This is a genomic window from Kitasatospora setae KM-6054, assembly GCF_000269985.1.
Taxonomy (GTDB): domain Bacteria; phylum Actinomycetota; class Actinomycetes; order Streptomycetales; family Streptomycetaceae; genus Kitasatospora; species Kitasatospora setae.
On the sequence record NC_016109.1, the window covers coordinates 1,864,420 to 1,884,877 of the forward strand.

A 20,458-nucleotide genomic window follows, 5' to 3' on the forward strand; every position below is an offset into this window, starting at 1 on the left:
GGTCAGGCTCCTTCGGCAGCGGTGACGGCGGCCCACGCGTACGCGACGACGTCGCCCAGGGTGGCCTTGCGGACCTCGGCGAACAGCTTGTCCGCGAAGGCGACGCCGAGCTCGTCCTCCACGGCGATCAGGCCCTGCACGTACGCGATCGACCCGATCGGCAGCTCCTCGGAGCCGATCTCCGCGGTGAGCGCGACCCCGGGGTCCAGCGGGAGGCTCGCGGCCTCGGCGAGGCGGCGCACGATGAGCGCCGGGAGCTGCTGGTCGGTACCGGTGTTCGGCATGGTGGTCGGTTGTCCTCTCGTACGGGGTGAACGGGATGGCCGAGTTGCTTGGTGCGGTGGTCAGTTCGGGTCGGCGGCGGCCAGCTCCCGCAGGGCGGCCACCAGCGGTCCGGTGCGCGGCTCGCCGGGGCGCAGCAGCGACAGGCGGGCGAAGCGGATCATCATCGGCAGCCGCGCCCAGTCGGCGGCCGACTCGGCCAGGGCGGCCGCCGCGGCCGCCTCCGCCGGGTCGGCGGCGGGGCCGGCGCGCCACTCGGCGTGCCGGGCGTGCAGGGCGCGCTGGCGGGCGGCGGTCCAGATCTCGTCCGCCTGGACGTAGCCGTCCTCGCGGCCGCCGTGCCGTTCGAAGTGGTCGGCGAGCGCGTGCAGGGCGGCCGGCCCGGAGTGCCAGCTCTCCGGGCGGGGGTCGGGCGGCGGCGCGGGGTCGGCGGGGCCCCGGACGGCGAACCACTGGTGGTCGGCGTGCAGGTGCGCGTCGTCCTCGCCCTCGTCGGCGAAGGCGTGCCGCTCCTGGAGCAGGAACGGGAGGGTGAGGTCGGGCACCCGCCGGTTCCAGGCCCGCAGTTGCGCGTCGTCGGCCCAGCCGCTCCAGGGGGTCTGGTCGCCGAGGTCGTCGCTGGCCCGGAACTCGTCGCGGACGTGCCAGCGCCCGCCGTCGTGGCCGTCGACCACGAACCAGTGCGGCGCGTGCCGCCGCCCGTGCGCGGTGAGCCAGGGCAGGTCGAAGGCGTCGCCCACCACCACGACCGCCCCGGCGGCGGCGAGTTCGTCGCCGATCCCGGCCAGCGCCTCGGCGCCGGACGGGGAAGCGCGCCGGACCAGCGGCAGCGGGCCGCCCGCCGCGCGCAGGCCGGGCGGCAGGTGGCGGAAGGCGAGGACGCCGTCCGCCTCGGGCCGGACGTCCAGCGGGCTGGCGCTGCCCAGCACCGGGAGCCAGCCGCCACCGATGGCGTCGAGGTAGGCGGCCAGCGCCGCGCCGTAGCAGGAGAGCAGTTCGCCGTCGACGGCGGGCAGGTGCGGCCGGGCGGCGGCCGGGGTCCCGGTCACCACGCGTACTCCCGCCGGTGGCCGTCGGCGGGGGCGGTGGCCACCGCGAGCGCGAGCTCGGCGCGGTCCGCCGGGGCGACGTGGGCCGCCGGGGCGCCCCGGCGGACCGCGGCGCGGCCGGCGTCGAGCCGCGTCCAGCGGACCTCGCCCCAGCTTCCGCGCCGCCGCGCGGGGTCGACGGGGATCCGCCAGGGCCGGGCGGCGAGGCCCGCGCCGATCGCTTTCGCGCAGGCTTCCTGGACCGTCCAGGTGCGGGTGAAGCGCCGGGCCCGCTCGGGGCCGTCGAGGTCGGCCAGGCCCCGGTAGGCGGGGAGTTCGGCCCAGCGGCGCAGGGTCGCCGGGTGCGGCGCGGTGACCGGTTCGACGTCGATGCCGACGCCGCGGTCGAGGCAGACCGCGACGGCGACCAGGCCGCCGCTGTGCGACACGCTGGTGCCGAGCCGGGGGGCCTGGGCGAACCGGGGCGGTCCGCCGTCGGTGTCCTCGGCGGGGGTGAGTTCGGCGGCGGGCCGGTGCAGCACCCGGGCGGCGAGCCGGCGCAGCAGGGTCCGGCCGGCGGCGTACTCGGCCCGCCGGCCGGGGGCCATCCGGGCGGCGGCGGCCCGTTCGGCGGGGCCGAGCAGGGTCAGGTCGGGGTCGGCGGGGACCGGGCCGAGCAGGGTGTGCACCCGGGCGCCGCCGAGCAGCACGGACACCGGTTCCCGGAGGTCAGCCAAGGGACACCTCGGGGTCGAACAGGGCCAGGGTGCCGTTGGCGGTGGTGAGCCGGTCGTTGGAGTAGTTCAGCCGGGCCGACTTGAGGTCGCGGAACAGCCGCTCGGCGGGGATCGCGGAGCCCCGCATGTAGCCGTGCCGCAGTCCGAGCAGGTCCATCAGGCGGTCGGCGGCGCTCATCAGGGTCTCCGAGGCGAAGACCTTGAGCCCGTTGAGCCGGAGCTGGACGGGGGCGGCGCCGATGTCGCCGCCGGTGCGCCGGATCTCCTCGATCTCCCGGACGACCTGGGCGAGGAACGCGTCCACGGCGTCCACGTCCAGCCGGATCCGGGCGATCCGGTCCAGCACGAGTTCGGAGCGCAGGTCGAAGTCCCGGCGGCCGGACGGTTCGCGGAGCGTGGTGAGCGCGTCGCGCAGCACGCCGCAGACCGCGCCGAGCCAGCTCGCCGACCAGCCGATGTGGGCGGCGGGGGCGAACACGGCGGCGGAGGCTTCGGCGAAGCCGCCGGCCGCGCCGACCCGCTGGTCGGCGGGGACGGTTCCGCGCAGGGTCATCGCGACGCTGTGGGTGGCGCGCATCCCCATCGGGTTCCAGCCGTCGCGCTGGGTGGTCTCCAGCTGCTCCCGGTCGGCGTAGACCAGGGTGACGGCGTTCGCGGAGGCGTCGGCGGAGTCCCGCATGGTGATCAGGAACCCGTCGGCCTGGGCGCCGCCGGTGACGATCGGGGCGTCGCGGTCGATCAGCAGGTCGCCGTCCTCCCGGCCGAGCGCGGCGGCGGCCGAGGTCAGGTGGCCGCCCTTGCCCTTCTCGGAGGTCACCGAGGCGACGTAGACCTCGCCGCGGGCGATCCGGGGCAGCAGCCGGCTCCGCAGGGCGGGGCCGGCGTACTCGGCGAGGGTCGCCACCTGCTGGCAGTGCATGGCCCAGATCAGCGCGGTGGAGAGCGAGCCGCGGCCGAGCTCCTGGGCGACGGCCGCCAGGTCGGCGAGCGAGCCGCCGAGCCCGCCGTACTCGACCGGGACGGAGAGGCCCATCAGGCCGGAGGCGCGCAGCGCGTCGAGCGAGGCGACCGGGAAGGACGCGTTCTCGTCGTCGGCGGCGGCGTTCTCCCGCAGCACGCCGAACAGTTGACGTGCCGTCAGGACCGGGTCGGCGGCGGTGGCGGTGGCGGTGGCGGTGGTGACGCTGGTGGCGGTGGACGGTTCCCGGGTGGGGGCGGCGCTCATCCGGACACCCCGCTCCGGGCCCGGTCGAGGGCGGCGCGCAGGCCGGCCGGGCTGGTGAAGGTGTCGGCCCGGAGCGCCTCGTCGGGGAGGACGACGCCGAAGGTGTCCTCGATGTCGAAGAGCAGGTCCACCGCCCGCATCGAGTCGAGGCCGAGTTCCGCGAGCGGGGTGTCCTCGGCGATGGGCGTGTCCTCGGCGAGCTCCGGCAGGTGGCGGCGGAGCACCGCGACGAGTTCGGGGTCAGGCGTGGTCATGGTGCGGGGTCCTCTCGACGGGGACGCGGGTCAGGACGGCGCGCGTGGCGGTGGTGGGGCGTCCGCTGCCCGTGACCACCTCGACCGGCGCCGGATAGCCGAGGAAGCCCACCAGGCTGGCCGTCAGGCCGTACGCGCCGGTGTTGGGGACGGCCAGCAGGTCGCCGGCCCGCAGCGGGGGGAGGTCGGACGAGCTGCCCCACTGGTCGAGCGGGGTGCAGAGCGGCCCGGCCACGGTCACCGGCCCGGCGTCCGGCCCGGCCTCCCGCCCGACAGCCGGGTCGCCGCCGCCGGACAGCCGGAGCAGGCCGGGGCGCAGCGGCGGCAGCCGGCGCAGTCCGGCGAGGCCGCCGAGGTGGTGGATGCCGCTGTCGACCAGGGCGTAGCGCTGGCCCTTCGACTCCTTGACGTCGACGACGGTGGTCACCAGGGTGCCGCAGGAGCCGACCAGGTAGCGGCCGGACTCGAAGGAGACGGCCGGTCCGCCGGTGCGCCAGGTGGGCACGTGCAGGTCCAGCAGCTTCTCCAGGCCGGCCCGGAGCCCGGGGTAGGCGGGGCGCTCGCCGGGCCCGGCGTACGGGGTGCCGAAGCCGCCGCCGAGGTCGAGTTCGGCGAAGTCCCGGCCGAGGGCGGCCGCCAGTTCGCCGCACATGGCGAGCCCGGCCTCGAACTGGCCGAGCAGCACGTCCTCGGTGGGCAGGTTGGTGCCCATGTAGAGGTGCAGGCCGGTGATCCGGACCCGGCCGCGGTCCCGGAACGCCTCCGGGGTCGCGAGCACCCGGGCGAAGTCCACCCCGAACTTGGTGCTGACGCCGGCCATGGCCAGTCCCATGCCGGGCACCGGCCGGTCGGCGTTGATCCGCAGCAGGCACTCGATCACGCCGCCCGGCCCGGCCGGGTCCCCCGGGCCCGCCGACTCCGCCGACTCCGCCGGGTCGGCCAGGTCCGCCAGCTCCTCCAGGACCTCCAGGTCGCGGACGGACTCGACCGAGAACCGGGTGACGCCGGCCCGCAGCGCGGTGGCGATCTCGGCGGCGGTCTTGGCGGGGCCGCTGTAGGTGACGTCCGCCGGGTGGAACCCGGCGGCCAGCGCGGCGTCGAGCTCCCCGGTGGAGCTGACCTCGGCGCGGCAGCCGAGCGCGGCCAGCGTGCCGGCCACCTCGGTGTGCGGGTTGGCCTTCAGCGAGTAGTGGATGACGGCGCCCTCGGGCAGCGCCGCGACCAGGTCGGCGTGCGCCGCGGCCACCACGTCCAGGTCGTAGAGGTAGAGCGGTGTGCCGTAGGCGGTGGCGGCCTCCTCCGGGGTGGTCGCGGCGGGAGCGGTCGCGGGAGGAGTGCTCGCGGCGGGGGCCGGGACGCGGGCGGTCATTTCGCCGCCGCCGGGGTGAGGGCGCCGAGGGCGGCCTTGTCGGTCTTGCCGTGCGGGGTCAGCGGCAGGGCGTCCAGCACCTCGCAGCTGTCGGGGACCTTGTGCGGTTCCAGGCGTTCGCGGAGGCCGGCCAGGATCTCCCGGGCGCCGGCCTTGCCGGTGGTGAACAGCCGGGCCGGGCCGTCCCCGACGGGCGGGAGCGCGGCGGCCTGGTCGACGCCGGGGACGTCCAGCGCGGCCTGTTCGATCTCCAGGGTGCTGACCCGGAAGCCCTTGCGCTTGTAGACGTCGTCGTCCCGGCCGAGGAAGTAGAGGTAGCCGTCCGGGTCGAGCCGGCAGCGGTCGCCGGTGTAGAGGGCGGGCCGGCCGTCGGGGCCGGGGCGGAAGCGGGCCGCCGTGAGTTCCGGGGCGTTCCAGTAGCCGGGCATCACGTGCGGGCCGGAGACCACCAGTTCGCCGACGGCGCCGGCCGGGAGCACCCGGCCCTCCGGGTCGATCACCGCGCAGCTGGTGCCGGGCAGCGGGCGCCCGACCGAGCCGGGCCGGTCGTCCACCTCGGCCGGGGCCAGGACCGACACCCGCTTGCACTCGGTCAGCCCGTACATGGGGGCGACCGCCAGACCGGGGACGCCGGCCCGCAGCGCGGAGATCTGCGACTCGCCGAGCGCGGCGCCGGTGTTGGTCACCAGCCGGAGCCTCAGCCGGTGGGTGCCGGCCCGGCCGAGCAGCCGCACCAGGGTGGTGGCCAGCGCGGGGACGAGCGGGAAGACGGTCGCGCCGGTCTCCTCCAGCCGGCGCAGCAGCGCCGGTCCGGCCGACTCGTCGCCGTCCAGCACCAGGTGGGCGCCGACCGCCTGGGCGAGGAACACCTGGTAGAGGCCGTAGTCGAAGGAGAGCGGGGTGCAGGAGAAGACGGTGTCGTCCGCCGCGTAGCCGAGCACCCCGCCGATCGCCCCGATCGCGAAGAGCATCTGCCGGTGCGGGGACATCACGGCCTTGGGCATCCCGGTGCTGCCCGAGGTGTAGATCAGGCAGGCGAGGTCGTCCTCCGAGCGCCCGCCGACCTCCGGCGGCTCCGCCTCCGTTCCCGCGCTTGGCCCTCCCTCTCCCGCCGCCGTCCAGAGGCTCTCCTCCAGCACGGTGGTCCGCACCCCGGTGTCGGCGTGGACGTCGGTCAACTCCGGTGCGACGAGGGCCAGTACGGGTGCGCAGTCGGCGGTGATGTGGGCGAGGTGGAAGGGCCGGACCCGCGGGTTGAGGAGCACCGCGACGGCTCCGGCGTACGAGCAGGCGAAGAGCGCGGCCACCGTGCCGGGGCCGTTCGGGGCGTGGATGACGACCCGGTCGCCCCGGCGCACGCCCGCGTCCGCCAGGCGCGCCGCCAACCTGACCGCGTGGTCGCGCAGTTCGCCGCGGCTCCAGGTGACGCCGTCGGCGGTGAGGGCGGGGCGGGCCGCCCCGGCCCCGGACTGTTCCTCGATGAGATCGTGCAGGAATCGCAAGACTTACCCCTTTAGCACGTGGCGAAGGAGCCGCCCTTCAATAGCGGGCGGCCGACGTCCCGATGGGATCCGCGGTTATGTGTTGCAAGTTCGTGAAATCTTCAATGCGGCACGGCCGGAAGGCGGCCGGCGCTCAAGAATGGAATGCGCAGCGCAAAGAACAACAGACCGACCGGGCTCCCACGCTGACCGCTGCGGCGCTCACGTGCTTCCCCCCTGTCGAAATGCCCTATTCGGGCGTACAACTCCCGCACTAGACAAGGGAGTTCACGCCCCGGGTCGCCATTCGACGCCCCCCGTTCAGCAGCAGATCATCCAGCATATGCGAGGACAACCCCCCGTCCGCATGGTGAGACGAGAAACACCATAAACCCAACTTCGACTATTTGCACAGGCCCTCTCCCGCCATTACCGGTGTCCGTCGGCCGGGGGTCGGAAACGGCACGGATCCGCTGGCCGGACGGCCGGTCGCGCGGCGGCCGGCCGGGCTTCGCGACGGCGCGCGGCGGGCCCGCGCGACCGGCCCGGCGGCCGAGACCGACCGGCGGCGGGCTTCGCCGCCCCCGGCGCCGGGGGCGGGTCCGGGCGCGGGCGTACGCCCCCACCCTTGCGCCCGGGGGGCGGGGATCCGCCCCGACCCTTGCCCCCGAAGATCGTCAATTCCGTTGAGGTATAGACCTGTTGACGGGTTGGTCCAGTCCACCTACCCTCCTGAGTGCCGCTCCCGGCACCCCTGTACGGAATCCCCCACACCAGACAGGGAGTACCGATGCACGTCCGCACCAGGCATTGGCTCAGGGCCCGCCTGCTGGCCCTGCTAGCCGCGCTCGCCCTGCCGATCGCCCTGCTCGCCGCCACGCCCGCGCACGCCGCGGCCAAACTGACCGCCACCTTCACCAGCGACAACTACGGGTCCTGGTGGAAGGGCACGTTCGTCGTCAAGAACCCGAACGCCACCGCCGTCAGCGGCTGGACGCTCGAATTCGACCTGCCGTCCGGCGTGACGATGACCGGCACCTACAACGGCACCTCGACCACCACCGGCAGCCACGTGGTCGCCACCAACGCGTACTACAACGCGACGGTGCCCGCCAACGGCTCGACCGAGCCGTACAGCTTCTGGTTCATCGGCAACGGCCCGATCGCCGCCCCGCTCAACTGCCGCGTCAACGGCGACAAGTGCGACGGCACCCCGGACGTCCCGCCGACCGCCCCGGGCGCGCCGACCCTGGTCGACGCCACCGCGCACAGCCTCTCGCTGAGCTGGACCGCCGCGTCCAAGGGCGACTTCCCGGTCGCCTCGTACGACGTGCTGAACGGCTCGGTGGTGCTCGGCTCGGCGACCGGCACCGCCACCACGCTGACCGGCCTGACCCCGGCCACCACCTACGGCCTGACCGTCCGGGCCAAGGACACCCGCGGCAACACCGGCCCGGTCAGCACCGTGCTGAGCGCCGCCACCGTCGACCCGGCCAGCGACACCGTGCCGCCGACCGCGCCCGGCAACCTGCGCTCCACCGGCGTGACCAGCACCAGCGTCTCGCTGGCCTGGAACGCCGCCACCGACAACAACCGGGTCGCCGCGTACGACGTCTACCAGGGCGGCAACCTGGTGCAGACCACCACCGGCGCCACCACCACCGCCACCATCGGCCAGCTCTCCCCCGCCACCCCGTACGCCTTCACCGTGAAGGCCCGCGACGCGGCCGACAACAACTCGCCCGCCTCCACCACGCTGAACGTCACCACCGGCGACCTGGCCGGGCCCGGAAAGTACTCCCGGGTCGGCTACTTCGTGCAGTGGGGCATCTACGGCCGGCAGTACTTCGTCAAGAACCTCGACACCTCCGGCAGCGCCGCCAAGCTCGACGTCGTCAACTACGCGTTCGAGAACATCGACCCGGTCAACCTGACCTGCCTGGCGGGCGTCACCAAGGGCACCACCGCCAACCCGCAGGACCCCGACCAGGGCACCGGCGCCGGTGACGCCGACGCCGACTACGCCCGCCCGATGAGCGCCGCCCAGTCCGTGGACGGCGTCGCCGACGACGGCTGGTCGCCGCTGCGCGGCAACCTCAACCAGCTGAAGAAGCTCAAGGCGAAGTACCCGAACCTGAAGGTCGTGGTCTCGCTCGGCGGCTGGACCTACTCCAAGTACTTCTCGGACGCGGCCGCCACCGACGCCTCCCGCAAGAAGCTGGTCTCGTCCTGCATCGACATCTGGATCAAGGGCAACCTGCCCGCCTACAACGGCGCGGGCGGCCCGGGCACCGGCGCCGGGATCTTCGACGGCATCGACCTCGACTGGGAGTGGCCCGGCTCGCCCGACGGCCACGCCGGCAACCACTACTCGGCGAACGACAAGCAGAACCTGACCCTGCTGCTGGCCGAGTTCCGCCGCCAGCTCGACGCCCTCGGCGGCTCGCACAAGCTGCTCACCGCCTTCACCCCCGCCGACCCGGCCAAGATCGGCCAGGGCTGGGACCTCTCGCAGATCTTCCAGTCCCTCGACATCGCCAACGTGCAGGGCTACGACTTCCACGGCTCCGGCAGCGACAACTCGTGGGAGCCGAACAAGACCGGCCAGCAGGCCAACCTCTACAACGACCCCACCGACCCGTACCCGTTCCACTTCTCGATCGAGAGCGCCGTCAAGGCGTACCTGGACGCCGGCGTCAACCCGCGCAAGCTCACCATCGGCTTCCCGTTCTACGGCCGCGGCTGGCAGAACGTCACCGACGGCGGCGCGCACGGCGCCTGGCAGGCCGCGGGCGGCGCCGCGCCCGGCCAGTTCGCCGAGGAGGCCGGCACCCGCGGCTACAACAACCTGATCACCTCGGTGCCCAACCTGACCGTCTACCACGACCCGGTGTCGGTCTCCACCTACGGCTACACCGGCAACGGCGGCCAGTGGTGGACCTTCGACGACACCTGGTCGATCGGCCAGAAGACCGCCTGGGTGAAGTCGAAGAACCTGCTCGGCGTGATGGTCTGGGAGATGTCCGGCGACACCCCGTCCGGCACCCTGATGAACGCCCTGGACACCGGCCTCAAGTAACCCGACCGGCCTGTGGGCCCCGGCCGGCCCTTGGGCCCCAGCCGGCCGGGAACCCCCGGCCGGCCCCCTGATCGGGGCGCGGGGAAGCCCCCCGAATCCCAACCCCCGCGCCCCGCCCGGCCGCCCCGGCGCCGGGCGCACGGGAGCCGCCCGGCGGCGAGGAGTCGTCCTCGCCGCCGAGCGGCTCCACCCCGTCCCGGGCGGCTACCGCCCGGCGGTCGCCGCCAGCCGGCGGGCCGCCCGGTGGTCCCGCATCAGCTGCGCGAACGTGGTGTGCCCCTGGGTGGTCCGGGCGAACGCCCGCCACGCCGGGTTGATCAGCGAGACCGCCAGGTGGAACAGGTACGGGCGCTTCTCGAACGAGGCCAGCATCACCTTGCCGGCCCGCATCTCCACCCCCAGCCCGGCCTTGATCGCGAACGCGTAGTTCAGCGCCTGCCGCCGCACGTCCGCCGCGCCGGACGCCTCGGCCACCTGCACGGCCCACTCGCCGGCCAGCCGACCCGAGCGCAGCGCGTACGAGATGCCCTCCCGGGTCCACGGCTCCAGCAGCCCGGCCGCGTCCCCCGCGACCAGCACCCGGCCGCGCGACAGCGGCGAGTCCTCGGCCCGGCAGCGCGTCAGGTGCCCGGACTCCACCAGCGGTTCGAAACCGGACAGGCCCAGCCGGCGGATGTAGTCCGCCAGGTACTCCTTGGTCCGCTCGCCCTCGCCGCGCGCCGAGATCACCCCGACCGTCAGCGTCCCGGAGTCGGTCTTCGGGAACACCCAGCCGTAACTGCCCGGCAGCGGGCCCCAGTCCAGGTGGATCCGGCCCGCCCAGTACCGCGACACCGACTCGGGGACGGGGATCTCCGCCTCCAGGCCCAGGTCGATCTGGTCGAAGCTGACGCCCACGTGCCGGCCGATCCGGCTCGCCGAACCGTCCGCGCCGACCACCGCCCGCGCCTCCACCCTCCGGCCGCCCGCCAGCGTGACGAACACCGTGCGGCTGTCCCCGCCCTGCTGCTCCACGCCGGTCGCGGTCACGCCGGTCACCAGCACCGCGCCCGCCTGCTCGGCGGCCTGCACCAGGCGCAGGTCGAACTCGTCCCGGTTGACCACGCCGAACAGCATCCGCTTCGAGCGCCGGGTCCGCGTCCACTTCCCGTCCAGCGCGAACGTCACCGCCGAGATCCGGTCCTGCAGCGGCAGCTTGAAGTCCTCCGGCAGCGCGTCCCGGGACGGGCCGATGATGCCGCCGCCACAGGTCTTGTACCGGGGGTGCTCGGCCTTGTCGAGCAGCAGCACCCGCCGCCCCTTCGACGCCGCCGCGTACGCCGCCGAGGACCCCGCCGGGCCCGCGCCGACCACCACCACGTCCCACACGCCGTCCAGCAGCGCCGCCGTCTCGGCGTCCTGCGGCTCGGTACTGGCGAACTCCTCCGACTCCTCGTCACCGGCGTCGTCGGCGAAGGCCGCGACCGGCTCGACGGGGTCCAGGTCCTTGGTGCTACCGGTGTCAGTCACGGTCGCCCATCCTAATCTGCCCACCCGCCACCGCGCCGCGCACCCACCGCGTCCCCGCGCCGCCGGACTCCCCCAGGTCAAGGGCTTGCCAAGCCCGTCCCCCACCCGCTTCAGTGACCCCCATGCCCCACATCACGCTCCCCACCGACGCCCCCGGCATCCGGGGCCTGCTCGACGCCAAGCCCGCCTCCGGCCTGCGCCTGAGCGAACTCGCCGAACAACTCCTGCGCGGCGACTCCCCGCTGACCCCCGGCGAACGCGAACTGATCGCCGCCTACGTCTCCTCCCTCAACCGCACCCGCTACTGCGCCGGCGCCCACGGCGCCACCGCCGCCCACCGCCTCGACGGCGACTTCGCCCTCGTCGAAGCCGTCCAGACCGACCTCGCCACCGCCCCCGTCACCGACCTCCAGCGCGCCCTGCTCCGACTCGCCGGCAAGGTCGCCGAGAGCGGACTCGCCGTCACCCCCGCCGACATCGCCACCGCCAGGGCCGCCGGCGCCGACGACGAGACCATCCACGACACCGTCCTGATCGCCGCCGCCTTCTGCATGTACAACCGCTACGTCGACGGCCTCGCCGCCATCACCCCGGACGACCCCGCCACCTACCGCGCCATCGGCGCCCACCTCGCCACCAACGGCTACCTCTGACCACCCCGGGGAACGGCGGCCCCGCGACCGCGCCGTTCCCCGGCCCCCGTTCCCCGGCAGAACCGCAGAGCCTCGCCGATGCCGATCACGATCACGATCACGATCAGCCGGGGCCGCTCGGACCGGTCCATCCGCAACGCGGCCTTCCGGGCTTCCGGGGCCAGCCCCAGCTTCCGGTCCGCCACCTGCAACGCCGCCATGGTTCTCCCTCCCCGCCGCGCCCGTCCGGGCACGGCGCGGCAGACCCCAGCGCACCGTCCCGACACGAACCGCCGCAGGGTCGACCACGCCGCAGCGGGGTGGAGTTCACCCCGTTTCGGGACGCTTTCCGCCCACCAGCCCGAGCACCGCCGCCCCCACCGCCAGCCCCGCGCCCGCGCCGAAGCACGCCTCGTCGACGACGCCCCGCTCGCCGCGCAGCACCCGTTCGCCCGCGCCGAGCACGGCCGCGGCCGCCAGCAGCGCCGCCGTGCCCTTCCGGCTCTCCCGCCAGGGCCCGGCGTACCGGGCCAGGACGGCCAGGCCGGCCAGCGACGTCCCGTACTGCAGGGCGGCGTGCAGCGGGACGCCGCCGACCTCCCGGTCCAGCACGGGCAGCGCGCGGACGCCGGCCCGGCCGTGGTGGGTGAAGGAGTCCCAGACCAGGTGGGTGGCCGCCCCGGCGGCCAACGCGCCCGCCGCGAGGGCGAGTTCGCCGCCGCCCGGCCGCCCGTCGGGCACCACCGCGTTCCACCGCCCGGGCACCGCCGCCCGCACCGGCTCCCGCCACAGCCCGTACCAGCCGGCCACCAGCCCGGCCCCGACCAGCACGTCGACGCTCGGCGCGGCCCACCAGCGGTGGGTCAACCCACCGTGCCGGTACACCCCCCGGACGAACGACTCCGCGAAGAACGGCACATCGGGCGCCAACGACCCGGCCACCAACCCGGCGGCCACCAGCGCCCCCTTCCGCTTCGCGGCCCGCAACCCGGGCAGCACGGCGGCGGCATGACTCAACGTGAACGGCATCCCCCCATCCTGCCCGCCCGCCCCCGCCCCGCGCGCAACGGGCAACCCACCCGCCGAACCCACCCGCCCGCAGAACGCCCTCGACTCCCTGCCCCTCCCCTCCCCCGCCCCACCCGCAGCGGGCAGCCCACCCGCCGAACCCGCCCACCCCGTCCCCCGGCGCCCCCACCACCCATCGCCCCCGCGCAGCGGTCGGGGCGGGCGGGCGGCACAGCCTCGCCACCCGCCCCCCGCCCGGCAGGGCTAGCGTGTCGAGGCCGCCCCCCGCGCCGCCGGCCGTCCGCCTTCCAGGTAGCGGAGTCCGCCGTCCGCCCGGGCCTGGAGCGCGGCGACGAGCCGTCGCATCCGGGCGGGCGGCAGCATGTCGGCGGCTTCGCGGAGGGTCGCGAAGTGCCAGTCGCGGAGTTCGCCGGCGGGCAGGCGCAGTCGGAGGACCTGGGAGGGTCCGAGCCGGCCGCCGTCGTAGACGAGTCGGAGTCCGCCGCGGCCGCGGCCGGCGCCGGGTTCCCAGTCGACGGCGAGCAGGCGGAGTTCTTCGGGGTGGAGCCGGAGGCCGAGTTCCTCGGCGACCTCGCGGATGCCGGCGGCGGTCGGGGACTCTCCGCAGTCGACGACGCCGCCGGGGAACTCCCAGTCGGGTTTGTACGCGGGGTCGACGAGCAGGACCCGGTCGCGGTCGTCGAAGAGCAGGACGGCGGCGGCGACGGTGTCCCCGTCGCCGCCTTCGCTGCGGACGATGGGGCAGCGGGCGGCGCCGCTGCGGACGAGGTCGGCGATCCGTTCGGCGGTCTGCCGGGGGGTGAGGACGCCGTTGTCGACCATGCGGGCGTCGCCAGCCAGCCAGCCGCGGGCGGTGAGGTAGGCGGGGAGGGCTTCGCGGGCGCGCCGGCGCAGCTCGGCGGTGGCTTCGGGGTCGCCGGGCACGTCCTCGCGGGTGGCGATCCGGGCGCGCAGGATCGTCTCGACGGGGTCGAGGACGATGTGGTGGACGGGGAGGCCGCGGCCGGCGAGCGAGCCGAAGATCTCGTCGCGGTGCTCCTGCCGGAGGAGCGTCGCGGGGACGAGGACGGGTCCGTCGGCTTCGGCGGCGAGCGTGGCGGCGCTCTCGGCGGCGAGCCGCCGCCAGGCGGGTGATTCGGGGAAGCCGGCCGGTTCGGTGTCCGGTCGGGCGGCGCGCAGGACCGGCCCGAGGGTGTCCGGGTCGAACAGCAGGCTTCCCGGCAGCAGTCGGACCATCTCCCGGCAGGCGCTCGTCTTGCCCGCCCCGAACGCCCCGTTGACCCAGACGATCACAGCATCCCCTGCCCCTCCTGGTACCGGCCCGGCCGCTCGCCGGGCAGCCCGGGGCACCGGCCCCCGCGCCACCCCCAGTGGTACCCACTCCCCGCCCTCCTGAAAGGGCGTCCCGGCGGGTGGCGCCTACCGGCCGTCCTCCAGGAGCTGCTTCTTGAGCACCTTGCCCATCGCGTTGCGCGGCAGGTCGCCGACCAGCACGATCCGCCGGGGCCGCTTGTGCACGGACAGTCGGCCCGCCACGAAGTCGATCAACTCGCGTTCTCCGAGCACGTGTTCGCCGTTCGCCACGACGTACGCGACGACGGCCTGCCCGAGGTCGGGGTCGGGTGCGCCGACGACCGCGGCGTCGGCGACGCCGGGGTGGTCGCGGAGGGCGGCCTCGACCTCGCCGGCGCCGATCCGGTAGCCGCCGCTCTTGATCAGGTCGACGGAGGCCCGGCCGACGATCCGGTGGAAGCCGTCCGGTCCGATCACGGCGACGTCGCCGGTGCGGAACCAGCCGTCGGCGGTCCGGGAGGCGGCGGTGGCCTCGGCCCGGCCGAGGTAGCCGTCGAACAGCGTCGGCCCCTGGACCTGGAGTTCGCCGACGCTCTCGCCGTCGGCGGGCACCGGCCGCCCGTCCTCGCCGACCAGCCGGGTGCGGGTGCCGGGCAGCGGCACGCCGACCGCGCCGGGCCGGCGTTCGCCGTCGGCGCGGGTGGCGACGGTGATCAGCGTCTCGGTCATGCCGTACCGCTCGGCGGGTGCCTGCCCGGTGAGCGCGCGCAGCCGTTCGAAGACCGGGACGGGCAGCGGGGCGCTGCCGGAGACCAGCAGCCGGGCGCCGGCCAGCGCGCGGGCGGCGTCGGGTTCGGCGGCGATCCGCGACCAGACGGTGGGGACGCCGAAGTACAGGCTGCCGCGGGCGGCGGCGTACCCGGCGGGGGTGGGCTTCCCGGTGTGGACGAGCCGGCTGCCGGTGCGCAGCGCGCCGAGCACGCCGAGCAGCAGGCCGTGCACGTGGAACAGCGGCAGGCCGTGGACGAGGGTGTCCCCGGCGTCCCACTGCCAGGCGTCGGCGAGGCCGTCGAGCCCGGCGGCGACGGCCCGGTGCGGGATCAGCGCGCCCTTGGGGGCGCCGGTGGTGCCGGAGGTGTACAGCACGAACGCGGTCCGGTCGGGGTCCTCGGCGGCGGGCCGCCAGCCGCCGCCCGGCCGGTCGGCCAGGTCGACCGGAAGGGCCGTCAGCCCTTCGGCGTCCTCGGGCAGTGCGGTGCCGGCCAGCAGGGTGGCGCCGCTGTCGCGCAGGATGTGCGCGCGTTCGACCGGCCCGGAGTCGGGCGGCAGCGGCACCACGGGGACGCCCGCGAGCAGGCCGCCGACCACGGCGGCGACCGTCTCGGCGGTCGGCCGGGCCAGTACGGCGAGCGCGGGCGCGCCGGCCGCACGTTCGGCCACCGCTCCGGCGGCGCCCAGCAGTTGCTCCCAGGAGAGCGCGGTTCCGGCCACCGTCACGGCGTCCGCCCGGTCCCCGTACCCGCCGTCGAGTGCTGTCAGCAGTCCCATGCGGCCTGACTCTACGAGTTCGGCGCCCGGGGCGCAGCAGTGCCCCGTCCGGCCCGGGCGGGCCTGGGGCGTTACCGAAACCGGCGGTCCCCTTTACCGAATCCGGTGGCCTGCCGGGGTCACTCCGGCGGCCGTCTCGGACTATGGAAGGGGGCGGGCCCGGCCGATGGGATGGGGGGCGCCCCCGACCGGACCCGGCCGGGGCCCCACTCCCAGAGGAGTCCCCTTGGGCACGCACCCCGCCACCGCGGGCACCCGTCGCTCCACCGCGCTGCGCACCGCCGCCCTGTTCGCCGTCGGGGCCACCGCCTTGACCGGGGCGACCGCCACCGCCCGGTCCGCCGCGCACCTCCCGGCGGCGTTCACGCTGCGGCCGGCCTCGGCGGGCCAGATCGACGCGGTCGGCCGGGTCGCGCCGATATCGACCTCGGACTGCGTGGCGCAGATCGGCATCCACTGCTACTCGCCGCTGCAGTACCGCACCGCCTACCACCTGGACCCGCTCTACCGGCAGGGCGTGACGGGCAAGGGCCGGACCATCGTGATCGTGGACGCGTTCGGCTCGCCGACCGTCCAGCACGACCTGGAGACCTTCGACAAGCAGTGGGGCATCCCGGACACCCAGGTGGAGGTGGTCAAGTGGGGGAACGTCCCGGTGTTCGACCCGACCAACGCCGACCACACCGGCTGGGCCGGCGAGACCACCCTGGACGTCGAGTACGCGCACGCCATCGCCCCGGACGCGCACATCGTGCTGGTGGAGACGGGCGTCGCGGAGACCGAGGGCGTCACCGGCCTGCCGGAGATGATGGACGCCGAGAAGGCCGTCATCCAGTCGCACGACGTGGACGTGGTCTCGCAGAGCTTCGGCGCCACCGAGAACACCTTCCCGGGCTACGACAAGGGCGACTTCAAGTCGATCGAGAAGCTCCGCTACGCCTTCCGGTTCGCCGCCGCGAAGGACGTCACCGTGCTGGCCGCCTCCGGCGACAACGGCGCGACCGACGCGACCGAGAACGGCAGCGACCTGTACCCGTACCGGGTCAACTCCTGGCCGTCCGCCGACCCGCTGGTCACCTCGGTCGGCGGCACCCAGCTGACCCTGGACGACGCGGGCAACCGCACCGCGCCGGACAAGGTGTGGCACGACCAGTACGGCGCGGGCGGCGGCGGCGTCTCCGGCGTCTTCGAACGCCCGTGGTACCAGGCCGCGGTGGCGAACGTGACCGGCGACCACCGCGGCACGCCCGACATCTCGATGAGCGCGGCCGTGGACGGCGCCGCCTGGACGTACGAGTCGTACGACCCGACCCGGGTCGGCTGGCACCTGGTCGGCGGCACCAGCGAGGCGACCCCGATCTTCTCCGGCGTCGTCGCCCTGGCGAACCAGCTGGCGGGCCACCGCCTCGGCCAGCTCAACCCGCGCCTGTACGCGCTGGCCCTGCTGCCGCAGCAGGCCAGCGGCATCACCGACGTCACCGCGGGCGACAACTCGTGGGAGTCGGTGACGGGTTACCAGGCCACCAAGGGCTACGACCTGTCCTCCGGCCTGGGCACCGTCGACGGCACCCGCTTCGTGCACTCCCTCGCGGGCCGCTGACCCCCCGCACGACCGCACGACCGCACGAGCGAAGGGCGCGTCCCCCGCGGGGGACGCGCCCTTCATCCGTTCGATCCGTTCGACCCGTTCACCGGACGGTTCAGCCCTTGCGGGACTTGACCTCGTCGGTGAGTTGGGGCAGGACGTTGAAGAGGTCTCCGACGACGCCGTAGTCGACGAGTTCGAAGATGGGGGCTTCGGGGTCCTTGTTGACGGCGACGATGGTCTTGCTGGTCTGCATGCCGGCGCGGTGCTGGATGGCGCCGGAGATGCCGGCGGCGACGTAGAGCTGGGGGGAGACCTGCTTGCCGGTCTGGCCGACCTGGCTGCTGTGGGGGTACCAGCCGGCGTCGACGGCGGCGCGGGAGGCGCCGACGGCGGCGCCGAGGGCGTCGGCGAGGTGTTCGACGACGGTGAAGCCGTCGGCGGCGCCGACGCCGCGGCCGCCGGAGACGACGATGGCGGCCTCGGTGAGTTCGGGGCGGCCGGTGGCGACGCGGGGGGTGCGGGCGGTGACGGTGGCGGCGTTGCCGGTGAAGGCGACGGTGGCCCGCTGGAGGGTGCCGGCGGCGGGGGCGGGCTGGGGGGCGGTGCTGTTGGGCTTGACGGTGATGACCGGGGTGCCGGTGGTGACGGTCGACTTGACCTGGTAGGACGCGGCGAACACCGACTGGGTGGCGACGGGGCCGTTCTCGCCGGGTTCGAGGTCGACGGCGTCGGTGATCAGGCCGGAGCCCAGGCGCAGGGCGGTGCGGGCGGCGACCTCCTTGTTCTCGCCGGAGGAGGTGAGCAGGACGGCGGTGGCGCCGGTGGCCTGGGCGATCTGGGTGAGGGCGTCGACCTTGGGGACGACGGAGTGGGTGGTGAACTCGTCGGCGTCGGCGGTGTGGACGGTGGCGGCCCCGTACTCGGCGGCCTTGGCGGCGATGTCGGCGGCGGCGGGGCCGGCGCCGAGGACCACGGCGGCGGGGGTGCCCAGGCGGCGGGCGAGGGTGAGCAGTTCGAGGGCGGGCTTGCGGGCGGCGCCGTCGGCGTGGTCGACGAGGACCAGGATCTCGCTCATGGTGGGGTGCTCCGTATTCCTGTGTTCCCGGCGGCCGGTCAGATGAACTTCTGCTCGGTGAGGTAGGCGGCGAGCTGCTTGCCGCCCTCGCCCTGGTCGGTGACGATGACGCCCCGGGTGCGGGCGGGGCGGGCGGTGACGTCCTGGACCCTGGTCCAGGCGCCGGCGAGGCCGACGGTGTCGGCGTCGATGCCCAGGTCGTCGAGGTCCAGGGACTGCACGGGCTTCTTCTTGGCGGCCATGATGCCCTTGAAGGAGGGGTAGCGGGCCTCGCCGGACTGGTCGGTGACCGAGACGACGGCGGGCAGCGGGGCCTGGAGGGTCTCGGAGGCCGCGTCGCCGTCGCGCCGGCCCTTGACCTGGCCGTCCTCGACGGTGACCTCGGAGAGCAGGGTGGCCTGCGGGACGCCCAGGCGCTCGGCCAGCAGCGCGGGCAGCACGCCCATCACGCCGTCGGTGGAGGCCATGCCGCACACGACCAGGTCGTAGCCGGTCCTCTCCAGCGCGGCGGCCAGGATCGCGGAGGTGCCGAGCGCGTCGGTGCCGTGGATGTCGTCGTCGTTGACGTGCACGGCCTTGTCCGCGCCCATCGACAGCGCCTTGCGCAGCGCGTCCTTGGCGTCGTCCGGGCCCACCGTCAGGACGGTCACCTCGGCGCCCTCGTGGGCCGCGGCGATCCGCAGCGCCTGCTCGACGCCGTACTCGTCCAGCTCCGACAGGAGGCCGTCCACGCCCTCCCGGTCGGTGGTGGCATCGTCCGCGAAGCGACGGTCACCGGTCGCGTCGGGCACGTACTTCACACAGACAACGATCCTCAAGCTCACGGCCTGCTCTCCTGTTACTGGTCCGATCCGGCGGCTGCGGCACCTGCTCCGCGCGCGCCGGGCACTGCCCGACCCACCCGCGGGGCCCGCGGCCCGAGCGGCGTGCGCGGGTGCCCCTCCGGAGCTCCCGGCAGCATACTCACGAGTAGCCCAGCCGTCACTACTCGCCAGTAGCTTACGCTGCCGCAGGTCCCGGGCGGACACCCTCCCGCCACCTGTGGCCCATCCTGCCCCAGCCCACAGCCCGCTGTCCGCCCGGCACCGCACTCGGCCCCCCGATCAGCATGTGAGATCGGACGCCCCCGCACCCGCCGGACGACCCCCGGCGGGTGCCGACGGCCGGGCCCGGCCACCCGCTAGACCGCCTCGCCCAGCGCCGCGATGACGTCCGCCTTCCGCGGCTGCCCGGCGGCCCGCCGCACCACCCGGCCGGACGCGTCCAGCACCAGCACGGTCGGCGTCCGCAGGATCTCCAGCCGCCGCACCAGCTCCAGCTGCGACTCGGCGTCCACCTCCACGTGCGCGACGCCCTCGACCATCCCGGCCACCTCGGCCAGCGTCCGCCGGGTCGCCCGGCACGGCTGGCAGAACGAGGTCGAGAACTGCACCAGCGTCGCCCGCTCGCCCAACGGCTCGCCCAGCTCCGCGCCGGTCAGCCGCACCGCGCCGTCCGCACCGTCCTCGCCCCGCACCCGCAGCCTCCCGTCCCGCGCCTTGCGCACCGATCCGAACGCGCCGGCCGCCGCCAGCACCACCAGGCACACGATCAGTCCGGTCATCCACCCAGTGTGACAAACCCACCCCTGGGCCCGGAAGGCGCGCCCCGATAACATGACCGCGTGACCGCCCGCCGCACCCCGTCGTCGAACCCCCGGCTGACCAGCCGCCGGGTGATCGACCTGTGCCGGGCCTGCACCACCCGCTGTCGCTGACCGCCCGTCCCCCGACGCCCCGTCAGCCGACCGCCCACTCCCCCTCCGGAGCGCCTCCGTGCCCCCCGTCCCGCCCGCGCGGCCCGCAGAGTCCGCAGCGCCCGTACCGTCCGCGCAGATCGACCCCCGCGGCCCCCGCTTCGCCGCCGTCCTCACCTCCCTCGTGCTCGCCGCCGCCCTGATCACCGGCAGCGGCCTGCTGCTCGCGCTGCAGACCCTGGTCTTCGCCGTCGGCGCGCTGGCCGGCCTCCGCTACGCGCCGTACGGCTGGCTCTACCGCGTCCTGGTCCGGCCGCGCCTCGGCCCGCCCGCCGAACTGGAAGACGCCCGCCCGCCGCGCTTCGCCCAGTCCGTCGGCCTCGGCTTCACCCTCGTCGCCACCCTCGGCGCGCTGGCCGGCCTCCCCTGGCTCACCCTCACCGCGGCCGGCCTCGCCCTGGCCGCCGCCTTCCTCAACGCCGCCTTCGACTACTGCCTCGGCTGCGAGTTCTACCTGCTCCTCAAGCGCGTCTGAGCCGCCCGTCACCGGGCCCCGCCAGGGGCCCCGCGTGACAGACCGTGCCCGTTCGGGGG

Annotated in this window: 18 protein-coding genes; 4 read left to right on the forward strand and 14 right to left on the reverse strand. The window is 75.1% G+C overall.

Going from position 1 to position 20,458, the window contains the following annotated elements; genetic code table 11:
* Window positions 1–2 precede the first annotated feature (2 nt).
* Genes KSE_RS08220 through KSE_RS08250 form a run of 7 tightly spaced genes read right to left on the reverse strand, consistent with a single transcriptional unit; the run spans window position 3 to window position 6,397 of the window.
* A complete protein-coding gene (locus KSE_RS08220; protein ID WP_014134822.1) occupies window positions 3–284 on the reverse strand; it encodes a hypothetical protein in 282 nt (93 codons plus the stop codon).
* A gap of 60 nt (window positions 285–344) precedes the next feature.
* Complete coding sequence (locus KSE_RS38230; RefSeq protein WP_014134823.1) at window positions 345–1,331, reverse strand: hypothetical protein; 987 nt, start codon at window positions 1,329–1,331, stop codon at window positions 345–347.
* Window positions 1,328–2,047 carry a 4'-phosphopantetheinyl transferase family protein gene (locus KSE_RS08230; protein WP_051055131.1) on the reverse strand — a complete coding sequence of 240 codons (720 nt, stop codon included), beginning with the start codon at window positions 2,045–2,047 and terminating at the stop codon, window positions 1,328–1,330. The genes KSE_RS38230 and KSE_RS08230 overlap by 4 nt, the downstream gene beginning before the upstream one ends.
* On the reverse strand, window positions 2,040–3,272 hold the full coding sequence (locus tag KSE_RS08235; protein ID WP_014134825.1) for an acyl-CoA dehydrogenase family protein: 1,233 nt from the start codon (window positions 3,270–3,272) through the stop codon (window positions 2,040–2,042). Before KSE_RS08235 ends, KSE_RS08230 begins: the two co-directional genes overlap by 8 nt.
* A complete protein-coding gene (locus KSE_RS08240; protein WP_014134826.1) occupies window positions 3,269–3,526 on the reverse strand; it encodes an acyl carrier protein in 258 nt (85 codons plus the stop codon). Before KSE_RS08240 ends, KSE_RS08235 begins: the two co-directional genes overlap by 4 nt.
* A complete protein-coding gene (locus KSE_RS08245; RefSeq protein WP_014134827.1) occupies window positions 3,513–4,895 on the reverse strand; it encodes a type III PLP-dependent enzyme domain-containing protein in 1,383 nt (460 codons plus the stop codon). Before KSE_RS08245 ends, KSE_RS08240 begins: the two co-directional genes overlap by 14 nt.
* Complete coding sequence (locus tag KSE_RS08250; protein WP_014134828.1) at window positions 4,892–6,397, reverse strand: class I adenylate-forming enzyme family protein; 1,506 nt, start codon at window positions 6,395–6,397, stop codon at window positions 4,892–4,894. The genes KSE_RS08245 and KSE_RS08250 overlap by 4 nt, the downstream gene beginning before the upstream one ends.
* A 769-nt stretch (window positions 6,398–7,166) precedes the next feature.
* On the opposite strand from KSE_RS08250, the gene KSE_RS08255 reads away from it, so the two are divergent.
* Window positions 7,167–9,455, forward strand: a complete 2,289-nt coding sequence (locus KSE_RS08255) for a glycosyl hydrolase family 18 protein (RefSeq protein WP_014134829.1) — start codon at window positions 7,167–7,169, stop codon at window positions 9,453–9,455.
* Between the two features lie 204 nt (window positions 9,456–9,659).
* Here KSE_RS08255 and KSE_RS08260 read toward each other — a convergent pair whose 3' ends face one another.
* Window positions 9,660–10,964 (reverse strand): geranylgeranyl reductase family protein, encoded by a 1,305-nt coding sequence (locus KSE_RS08260; RefSeq protein WP_014134830.1) that lies wholly within the window; start codon window positions 10,962–10,964, stop codon window positions 9,660–9,662.
* A 122-nt stretch (window positions 10,965–11,086) separates the two neighbouring features.
* On the opposite strand from KSE_RS08260, the gene KSE_RS08265 reads away from it, so the two are divergent.
* Window positions 11,087–11,617: a carboxymuconolactone decarboxylase family protein gene (locus KSE_RS08265; RefSeq protein ID WP_014134831.1), complete on the forward strand. Its 531-nt coding sequence runs from the start codon at window positions 11,087–11,089 to the stop codon at window positions 11,615–11,617.
* 306 nt (window positions 11,618–11,923) lie between these two features.
* Here the strand turns inward: KSE_RS08265 and KSE_RS08275 are convergent, their stop codons facing one another.
* The 3 genes from KSE_RS08275 to KSE_RS08285 all read right to left on the reverse strand — a co-directional run bounded on the left by KSE_RS08275 (window position 11,924) and on the right by KSE_RS08285 (window position 15,466).
* Window positions 11,924–12,625 carry a DUF4184 family protein gene (locus KSE_RS08275; protein ID WP_014134833.1) on the reverse strand — a complete coding sequence of 234 codons (702 nt, stop codon included), beginning with the start codon at window positions 12,623–12,625 and terminating at the stop codon, window positions 11,924–11,926.
* 243 nt (window positions 12,626–12,868) lie between these two features.
* Window positions 12,869–13,918: an NUDIX hydrolase gene (locus KSE_RS08280; protein ID WP_014134834.1), complete on the reverse strand. Its 1,050-nt coding sequence runs from the start codon at window positions 13,916–13,918 to the stop codon at window positions 12,869–12,871.
* A 126-nt stretch (window positions 13,919–14,044) separates the two neighbouring features.
* Complete coding sequence (locus tag KSE_RS08285) at window positions 14,045–15,466, reverse strand: acyl-CoA synthetase (RefSeq protein ID WP_014134835.1); 1,422 nt, start codon at window positions 15,464–15,466, stop codon at window positions 14,045–14,047.
* A gap of 226 nt (window positions 15,467–15,692) precedes the next feature.
* Between KSE_RS08285 and KSE_RS08290 the strand changes: the two genes are divergently transcribed.
* Window positions 15,693–17,066: a S53 family peptidase gene (locus KSE_RS08290; protein ID WP_014134836.1), complete on the forward strand. Its 1,374-nt coding sequence runs from the start codon at window positions 15,693–15,695 to the stop codon at window positions 17,064–17,066.
* 100 nt (window positions 17,067–17,166) lie between these two features.
* On the opposite strand, the gene KSE_RS08295 is transcribed toward KSE_RS08290, so the two are convergent.
* From KSE_RS08295 to KSE_RS08305, 3 genes are all read right to left on the reverse strand, one after another.
* On the reverse strand, window positions 17,167–18,129 hold the full coding sequence (locus KSE_RS08295; protein WP_014134837.1) for an electron transfer flavoprotein subunit alpha/FixB family protein: 963 nt from the start codon (window positions 18,127–18,129) through the stop codon (window positions 17,167–17,169).
* A 38-nt stretch (window positions 18,130–18,167) separates the two neighbouring features.
* Entirely contained in the window at window positions 18,168–18,953 is a 786-nt protein-coding gene (locus tag KSE_RS08300) for an electron transfer flavoprotein subunit beta/FixA family protein (protein WP_014134838.1), read from the reverse strand.
* 356 nt (window positions 18,954–19,309) lie between these two features.
* Window positions 19,310–19,732: a TlpA family protein disulfide reductase gene (locus KSE_RS08305; RefSeq protein ID WP_014134839.1), complete on the reverse strand. Its 423-nt coding sequence runs from the start codon at window positions 19,730–19,732 to the stop codon at window positions 19,310–19,312.
* Window positions 19,733–19,943: 211 nt separating this feature from the next.
* On the opposite strand from KSE_RS08305, the gene KSE_RS08310 reads away from it, so the two are divergent.
* Window positions 19,944–20,399, forward strand: a complete 456-nt coding sequence (locus KSE_RS08310) for a DUF4395 domain-containing protein (protein ID WP_014134840.1) — start codon at window positions 19,944–19,946, stop codon at window positions 20,397–20,399.
* The last annotated feature ends 59 nt before the right edge of the window (window positions 20,400–20,458 follow it).

Bases quoted from the DNA above. Each gene is read 5' to 3' on its own strand.
- KSE_RS08220 (WP_014134822.1), bottom strand. From the start codon at position 284: ATGCCGAACACCGGTACCGACCAGCAGCTCCCGGCGCTCATCGTGCGC.
- KSE_RS08265 (WP_014134831.1), top strand. From the start codon at position 11,087: ATGCCCCACATCACGCTCCCCACCGACGCCCCCGGCATCCGGGGCCTG.
- KSE_RS08255 (WP_014134829.1), top strand. From the start codon at position 7,167: ATGCACGTCCGCACCAGGCATTGGCTCAGGGCCCGCCTGCTGGCCCTG.
- KSE_RS08235 (WP_014134825.1), bottom strand. From the start codon at position 3,272: ATGAGCGCCGCCCCCACCCGGGAACCGTCCACCGCCACCAGCGTCACC.
- KSE_RS08305 (WP_014134839.1), bottom strand. From the start codon at position 19,732: ATGACCGGACTGATCGTGTGCCTGGTGGTGCTGGCGGCGGCCGGCGCG.
- KSE_RS08240 (WP_014134826.1), bottom strand. From the start codon at position 3,526: ATGACCACGCCTGACCCCGAACTCGTCGCGGTGCTCCGCCGCCACCTG.
- KSE_RS08275 (WP_014134833.1), bottom strand. From the start codon at position 12,625: ATGCCGTTCACGTTGAGTCATGCCGCCGCCGTGCTGCCCGGGTTGCGG.
- KSE_RS08245 (WP_014134827.1), bottom strand. From the start codon at position 4,895: ATGACCGCCCGCGTCCCGGCCCCCGCCGCGAGCACTCCTCCCGCGACC.
- KSE_RS08295 (WP_014134837.1), bottom strand. From the start codon at position 18,129: ATGAGCGAGATCCTGGTCCTCGTCGACCACGCCGACGGCGCCGCCCGC.
- KSE_RS08285 (WP_014134835.1), bottom strand. From the start codon at position 15,466: ATGGGACTGCTGACAGCACTCGACGGCGGGTACGGGGACCGGGCGGAC.